Origin of the sequence: Streptomyces viridosporus (assembly GCF_002078235.1) — a bacterium.
In the GTDB taxonomy this organism is placed as follows: Bacteria; Actinomycetota; Actinomycetes; order Streptomycetales; family Streptomycetaceae; genus Streptomyces; species Streptomyces viridosporus.
In genome coordinates this window covers 1-693 of record NZ_MSGP01000896.1, presented here as the reverse complement: position 1 = coordinate 693, position 693 = coordinate 1, and the positions used below count along the sequence as shown (strand labels likewise).

Below are 693 nucleotides of genomic sequence, written 5' to 3'. Positions count from 1 at the left end.
TCCAGGACCCGCTTGGCGACCTCCGTCTCCGCCCCCGTCAGGTCGAGCAGCACCGGTATCCCGGCCATCAGCGTCTCGGCGACGTCGCGGGCGTCCGCGAACACGTTCACCCGCAGGACGACGAAGCGGCGTCGCGCCTCGGTCTCGGCTTCGGGCACGGCCCGGTGGTCCACCGCGGACGGCCAGGCGTCACGGCCCCGCAGCGGCACGACCTGGGCGAGCCCTTCCCACTGTTCGTCGGTGACATCGTGGCTGCTCACCGGCATGCTCCGTCCTGGGTCGCGCTGGCTGTCTGCATCGGTCAATTCTTACGCATGGTCACCCGTTCGGCTCAACAACGACACGCTCCGCCATCTCGGGGCACTCCTGCCGGACCGCCCGTGGGCCGGGGGCTTCTCCGCCGTGCTGCTAAGTTCTACATTGTTGTAGATATTCCGGGGGCCGCGGTGCGCCGCGAGGCGGCCGGCCCCGCCCGATCACTGGAGTGCGCATGGCCCTGTGGGACCGCATCAAGGAGTCCGCGTCGCAGATGCAGACGCAGCTGGAGGCGAAGAAGAACGACCTGAAGAGCGGCGCGTTCCGCGACGCGAGCATGGCCATGTGCGCCCTGGTCGCCGCCGCCGACGGCTCCGTCGACCCCTCCGAGCGGCAGCGTGTGGCGCAGCTCATCGCCACCAACGAGGTGCTGCAGAA

At 69.8% G+C, this 693-nt stretch carries 2 protein-coding genes; one reads left to right on the top strand and one right to left on the bottom strand.

Translation table 11 applies throughout. The annotated features are described in order from the left end of the window. On the bottom strand, positions 1-266 hold a 266-nt coding region (locus B7L92_RS38505; protein ID WP_081241675.1), incomplete at its 3' end, for a cell division protein SepF. Positions 267-490: 224 nt separating this feature from the next. On the opposite strand from B7L92_RS38505, the gene B7L92_RS38500 reads away from it, so the two are divergent. Continuing rightward, a partial coding sequence (locus tag B7L92_RS38500) for a TerB family tellurite resistance protein (protein WP_174704096.1) occupies positions 491-693 on the top strand: 203 nt, incomplete at its 3' end.